Consider the following 5,557-nt stretch of genomic DNA (forward strand, 5'->3'; position numbering starts at 1 on the left):
CTACCTGGATCTTCTACGATCGCCACTGGGACACCATGACCAACCGGCTGGCCTATGCGGTCGGCGGTGAGATCGGCATGGTGATCGAGCAACTGGAACGCGACGTCACCATGGCCGATCGCACCGAAACGCTGTCGATGGCGGCGCGGACGATGGACCTGATCATCACGTTCGAGCCCGAAGCCATCCTGCCGCCGCAACGGCGGGAACTGAGCAGCCTGCTGGAACGCACGCTCGGGATGGCGCTGGACGAAAGGGTCCATAAACCTTTCCTGATAGACACGCGCGTCGCCAGCAACTGGATCGAAATCCGCGTCCAGATGGCCGACGGCGTGCTCTCGGTGATGTCGCCGGAACGCCGGCTGTTCAGTTCGACCACCTACATCTTCCTGCTGTGGATGGTCGGCGCCGCGATGGTGCTGTTCGCCATCGCGATCATCTTCATGCGCAACCAGATCCGTCCGATCCGGCGTCTGGCCGCCGCCGCCGACGCTTTCGGCAAGGGCCGCGACGTCACCCGCTTCAAGATGGAAGGCGCCACGGAGGTCCGGCAGGCGGCCGCCGCCTTCCTGGTGATGCGGGAGCGCATTCAGCGCCAGATCAGCCAGCGGACCGAGATGCTGGCCGGCGTATCCCACGACCTGCGCACCCCGCTGACCCGCATGAAGATCCAGCTGGAGCTGTTCGGCGACTGCCAGGAGGTCGAGGACCTCAAGGTCGACGTGATCGACATGGAGCAGATGATCGAAGGCTATCTGGCCTTCGCCCGTGGCGAAGGCGCCGAAGCCCCCGTCCCCACCGACCTCAACCGGCTCATCAACGAGGCTGTCAGCAGCGCCCGGCGCGACGGCGCCATCGTGGACCTGCACCTCGAGGGAGAGCTGAGCCTGCCGCTCCGCCCCAACTCGGTCAAGCGCTGCCTTGCCAACCTGATCGGCAATGCCCGGCGCTATGCCGACCATGTCTGGGTGCAGGCCGGTCGGCGTGACGATGCGATCGAGATCACCGTGGACGACGACGGTCCCGGTATCCCCGCCAATTCGCACGAAGACGTGTTCCGCCCGTTCTTCCGCCTGGAAGGCTCCCGCAACCGGTCCACCGGCGGCGTCGGTCTCGGCCTGACTATCGCCCGCGACGTCATCCGCAGCCACGGCGGCGATATCACGCTGAGCGAAAGCCCGCGCGGCGGGCTGCGCGCGGTGGTTCGCCTGCCGGTCTGAACCGTCCTTGTTCGGAGATTATGGTCAGTAAAGACGCCCGCCGTTCGGGACCTGCCGTTCCGGGGCGACAAGCACGACTTCGCCGTCGGCATCGGGAAACCCCAGCACAAGCACCTCGGACATGAACTTGCCGATCTGCTTTGCCGGAAAATTGATCACTCCGGCGACTTGGCGGCCGATCAAAGTCTCCGGCGTATAGTGGCGGGTAACCTGCGCCGACGTCCGGCGCAATCCGATCTGCGGTCCGAAATCGACCTGAAGCTTGTAGGCGGGTCGGCGCGCCTCCGGATAGGGCTCGGCGGCGACGATGGTGCCGACGCGAATGTCGACCTTCAGGAAGTCTTCGAAGGTGATGTTCGTCGTCGCTGTCTCTTCCATGCCCGCCATCTGTCGTCTCTCCCTGTTTATGAGGGTACGACGCTAGCGATCGGATGGGCAAAAGACAAGGCCGCCGCCGGTTTCCCGACAGCGGCCCGATCCCGTGCAAGTCAATAGACGACGTGCCGGCTGGCGGCATGCCGTCGAAGTGCCGGACTTACTTGGCGGACTTGATCTGAGCGACCGAAGCCTTCAGTTCTTCCAGGCTCTCGCTGACGCGCTTGTTGATCACGTCGGCGGCCTCGGAATTGGACTTGGCGACCAGCTCGGCCAGTTCGCGGGCATTGGACAGCGCCTTCTCGAAGGCCAGCTTGACGAGGTCGGCCTGCTTGGCGACCTTGTCTTCCGGCGACCCGGCAGCCATCAGCTCGGTCACGATGGCGGAGGTCTGCTCGATGGTCTGGCGGACGATTTCCGACTGGCGGCGGGCGACGGCCTGGAAGCCTTCGAACGCGAGCTGGTTGGCGGCGGTCAGCGCCTGAATGTTCTTCTGCTGGGAAGCCAGGACGGACTCCACATCGACGCCGGGGAGCTTGAATTCGGACATGAGCTTGGAAACGTCAGCGAACTTGGACACGTCGACGTCGAAGAATGGGTTCGTCTTGGCCATTTGGAATTCCCCTCGAAAAAGCGTTTCTGGTTGCTGCGCTGCAACATCACTGATGCCGCATCATGCATATTGCGCAAATCTTCGTCAACTTCTTTTGTGCAACGCAACAAAACAACCACTCAGGCCGTTACACCGGATTCATCCGCTCCAGGGCTTCCCATGCCGCTTGCCTTGCCGCCGCTTCGCCGCCCGCGGCCGGGCAGGCCGTTCGAAAACTGCTCCGCCTGACGCAGCCTGGAGTCCAGCGCCGCCATGGTGCGCGACAGGTCGGCACTGTCGTCGGTCAGCCAAACCCTGAATACCATCAGATAGATCACCGCCAGACCCTTGACCCGAAGGATGCCGGAAATCCCATCCGAAGGGATGCCGGCCGCTTCGAGCATCCAGGCCAGCGAACGCCGGAGCGCACAGGAATGTACGGATGCGGCTACCGGGTCCGCTCGCAGATCGCGGGAAATACTTTCCAATCCGCTCCGATAAGGGGTGAGCGCGTCAAAACGACGCATCATGACATCGAACAGCCTGTCCCGGGAGCTCTCACCGTCATCCTCATCCGGTCCGACCGCAAGGACCGCTTCGTCGATCTGCCGGTTGAAGCCTTTGAGGATATCGGACTTGGCGGGAAACACCCGGTAGATCTCGGCGAGAGTGATCTCGGCTCGGGCGGCGATGTCGGCCATGGTCGTGGCTCGCCATCCCTTCTCTCCGGCGAGCGACAGGGCGGTGTCGATGATGCGACGCGACAGATCAGCCTTCTTGACCATGGTATCCGAGATTCCCGTGCAGTTCGTTTGCTTTGACAATAAGATTGGGCCGCTACGCCGAATGCCAAAGGTCCCGGCGGCGACATGGTCGATTTCAGCGCAGGGGGGACGATCTTCCTCCTCAGGAGTTGACTGTGTGCAGGGGCATGCGATGCTTTCCCACCTTCTGGTTCGGGCGCGAAAAGGATGAATGCTTTGCCTGGATGGGCCTCCGGCTGCCTCACGACCCTGGCGCACCGGCTCCCCTATCTGACTCCCGATGAGGAGCGAGACCTTGCGTTGCGGTCCGCTGCCGGCGATCCGGCGGCGGCCGAAAGGCTGGTCGAAAGCCATCTGCGCGTCGTCGTCAAGATAGCCCGGAGCTACGGGCGGTTCGGCCTGCCGGTCAACGAACTGATCCAGGAAGGAACGGTGGGCCTGATCCAGGCGGTACGCAAGTTCAATCCGGACGGCGGCGCGCGGCTGGGCACCTATGCCATGTGGTGGATCAGGGCCGCGATCCAGGATTACGTAGTCCGGTCGTGGTCGCTCGTGCGGGTCGGCAAAACAGCCGCCCACAAAGCCTTGTTCTTCGCGCTGAAGAAGGTAGCGGCGGAACAGCGGACGAACTCCGCCGCCCTGGACGAAGACGCGCTTTCCGCCTTGGCGACACGGTTCGAACTGCCGCAGGCCGAGGTTTCCGGCCTTGCCCGCCGGATCGCGCGTTTCGACCGGTCGCTCGACATCCCGTTGCGCGATGGCGACGGCGAGGATGCCGAGGCGCCCATCGACCGGCTACCCGCCGAGCAGCCCAATCCGGAAGAAATCGTGGAGGAGCGGAGCATCGGCCGCCTGTGGACCGGCCTGATCGACAAGGCGCTGGCCATGCTGCCGGCCCGTGAGGCGGCGATCATCCGTCAACGCCACATGAGCGACGTAGCGCCCACCTTCGAAGCGATCGGGCGGGAGCTTGGGATCTCCAAGGACCGTGTCAGGCAGTTGGAAAAACGCGCATTGGCAAGGCTTCGGGAAATGCTTCAGCCCTCGGCTGCCGCTCACGGTCTCCCGGGCGCCTGAACTGGGGCGCACCCGGGAGACCGGCCGGTGTCTTCAGCTCGCCAGCTCCCGCGACCGCGCCGTCGCCGCTGCGATGGCCCGGTCGACCAGCGGCTGGATACCGTCTTCCGCCATCAACACTTCAAGAGCGGCCTGGGTCGTGCCGTTGGGGCTGGTCACGTTCTTGCGAAGCGACGCAGCCGGCTCGATCGAGCGGGCCGCCAGTTCGCCGCTCCCCGCGACGGTCGCCCGTGCGATCTTCATGGCGAGGTCTTCCGGCAATCCTGCCGCCACTCCCGCCTTAGCCAGGGCCTCGATCAACAGAAAGACGTAGGCCGGTCCGCCGCCGGAAACGGCGGTGACCGCGTCCATCATGCTCTCGTCCTCGACCCAGGCGACCTGACCGACCGCGCCCATCAGGGTTTCGCACAGCCGGCGCTGCTCGGACGTGACGGCGGCGTTGGGAACCGCTACGGTCATGCCGCGTCCGACCGACGCCGGCGTATTAGGCATCGCACGCACGATGGCGGCATCCGCGCCCAGACGGGCCGTGAAGTAGTCGATCGTCTTGCCGGCCGCGATGGACAGGAAGACCGTACCGGGCCGGACGAAGCCGGCGTAACCCGGCACGACTTCGTCCATGACCTGCGGCTTGACCGCGATCACCACCACATCAGGATCGAAGCCGGGGGGAATCCGGGACACGCCGGCGCATCGGACGATCCGCTGACCCGCTGCTCCCGTCTCAGTGGGGAAGGCACCCTGCGGTTCGACGACGACCACCTGATCGACGGTGCGCGCGGCAAGCCAGCCGTCCAGCAAGGCGCCGCCCATCTTCCCGCAGCCGACCAGAAGCAACGAGCATCCCATTGTCACGCCTCGCCGACGGTATCGAGAATGGAAGCGGTGACCGCTTCCGATGCGGTCTTGCCACCCGAGATCACGAACTGGAAAGCTGGATAATACCGCTCGGACTCGAGAAGCGCTATCTCCACCAGATCCTCCAGCTGTTCCACGCTGGCACGCGGAGCGCCGCGCAGCAGGATCGTATGGCGGAACATCGGCGTGTGCTCGTCCGGACAGACGTCGAAATGGCCGAGCCACATCCGCGAATTGATGTCGGCCAGCAGCTCGTTGACGTGGGAACGGCGCGAGGCCAGTGACTTAAGGTCGAATTGACAGGAGAACTGCATTGCGCTCACCTCTTCCTGCCAGACGAAGTACAAACGATAGTCGCACCAGCGGGCGGCGATCTCGACGATCAGTTCGTCGTCGTTCGAACGGTCGAAAGGCCACTGGTTGGCGACCACGATCTCTTCGATCATGTCCAGGGGGTTGAGCGTCGTGGTAGGGGACTCTTCGACGGCGACTGCCGACATGCCTGCGACTCCTTCATCGCGCGCGGTTGGCGGCAACGGCCCCATCGATCGCCCGGCTGTTCCGGGCCGGTCGGATTTCTATGCCCCGATATGTTGTATCAAGGAGATCGTGGGGCTACTACCGCCGGGGACCGTGACAGAACGGCCACGGACGCGCAACAGAATTCAGTA

7 protein-coding genes are annotated in these 5,557 nt (G+C 64.2%); 2 read left to right on the forward strand and 5 right to left on the reverse strand.

The window, feature by feature from the left end; genetic code table 11:
• Positions 1 to 1,220: ATP-binding protein (locus AC5JJ6_RS39375; protein ID WP_496047266.1), on the forward strand; the 1,220-nt coding region annotated here is incomplete at its 5' end.
• 24 nt (positions 1,221 to 1,244) lie between these two features.
• Here AC5JJ6_RS39375 and AC5JJ6_RS39380 read toward each other — a convergent pair.
• The 3 genes from AC5JJ6_RS39380 to AC5JJ6_RS39390 all read right to left on the reverse strand — a co-directional run bounded on the left by AC5JJ6_RS39380 (position 1,245) and on the right by AC5JJ6_RS39390 (position 2,972).
• Entirely contained in the window at positions 1,245 to 1,607 is a 363-nt protein-coding gene (locus AC5JJ6_RS39380) for a tRNA-binding protein (protein ID WP_496047267.1), read from the reverse strand.
• Between the two features lie 148 nt (positions 1,608 to 1,755).
• Positions 1,756 to 2,208 (reverse strand): phasin family protein, encoded by a 453-nt coding sequence (locus AC5JJ6_RS39385; protein ID WP_496047268.1) that lies wholly within the window; start codon positions 2,206 to 2,208, stop codon positions 1,756 to 1,758.
• 119 nt (positions 2,209 to 2,327) lie between these two features.
• Positions 2,328 to 2,972, reverse strand: a complete 645-nt coding sequence (locus AC5JJ6_RS39390) for a TetR family transcriptional regulator (RefSeq protein ID WP_496047269.1) — start codon at positions 2,970 to 2,972, stop codon at positions 2,328 to 2,330.
• A 186-nt stretch (positions 2,973 to 3,158) separates the two neighbouring features.
• Between AC5JJ6_RS39390 and AC5JJ6_RS39395 the strand changes: the two genes are divergently transcribed.
• On the forward strand, positions 3,159 to 4,028 hold the full coding sequence (locus tag AC5JJ6_RS39395; RefSeq protein ID WP_496047270.1) for an RNA polymerase factor sigma-32: 870 nt from the start codon (positions 3,159 to 3,161) through the stop codon (positions 4,026 to 4,028).
• Between the two features lie 33 nt (positions 4,029 to 4,061).
• On the opposite strand, the gene proC is transcribed toward AC5JJ6_RS39395, so the two are convergent.
• Both proC and AC5JJ6_RS39405 read right to left on the reverse strand, forming a co-directional pair.
• Positions 4,062 to 4,877, reverse strand: coding sequence for a pyrroline-5-carboxylate reductase (gene proC, locus AC5JJ6_RS39400; RefSeq protein ID WP_496047271.1), 816 nt, complete (start codon positions 4,875 to 4,877; stop codon positions 4,062 to 4,064).
• 2 nt (positions 4,878 to 4,879) lie between these two features.
• Positions 4,880 to 5,386, reverse strand: a complete 507-nt coding sequence (locus tag AC5JJ6_RS39405) for a type III secretion system chaperone family protein (RefSeq protein ID WP_044433642.1) — start codon at positions 5,384 to 5,386, stop codon at positions 4,880 to 4,882.
• Positions 5,387 to 5,557: the final 171 nt, after the last annotated feature.

The sequence above is a fragment of the Skermanella sp. genome (assembly GCF_059503625.1).

What these genes read in the sequence shown, in the direction of transcription:
- AC5JJ6_RS39390 (WP_496047269.1), bottom strand. Translation starts at nt 2,972, where the DNA reads ATGGTCAAGAAGGCTGATCTGTCGCGTCGCATCATCGACACCGCCCTG.
- AC5JJ6_RS39385 (WP_496047268.1), bottom strand. Translation starts at nt 2,208, where the DNA reads ATGGCCAAGACGAACCCATTCTTCGACGTCGACGTGTCCAAGTTCGCT.
- AC5JJ6_RS39405 (WP_044433642.1), bottom strand. Translation starts at nt 5,386, where the DNA reads ATGTCGGCAGTCGCCGTCGAAGAGTCCCCTACCACGACGCTCAACCCC.
- proC (WP_496047271.1), bottom strand. Translation starts at nt 4,877, where the DNA reads ATGGGATGCTCGTTGCTTCTGGTCGGCTGCGGGAAGATGGGCGGCGCC.
- AC5JJ6_RS39395 (WP_496047270.1), top strand. Translation starts at nt 3,159, where the DNA reads ATGAATGCTTTGCCTGGATGGGCCTCCGGCTGCCTCACGACCCTGGCG.
- AC5JJ6_RS39380 (WP_496047267.1), bottom strand. Translation starts at nt 1,607, where the DNA reads ATGGCGGGCATGGAAGAGACAGCGACGACGAACATCACCTTCGAAGAC.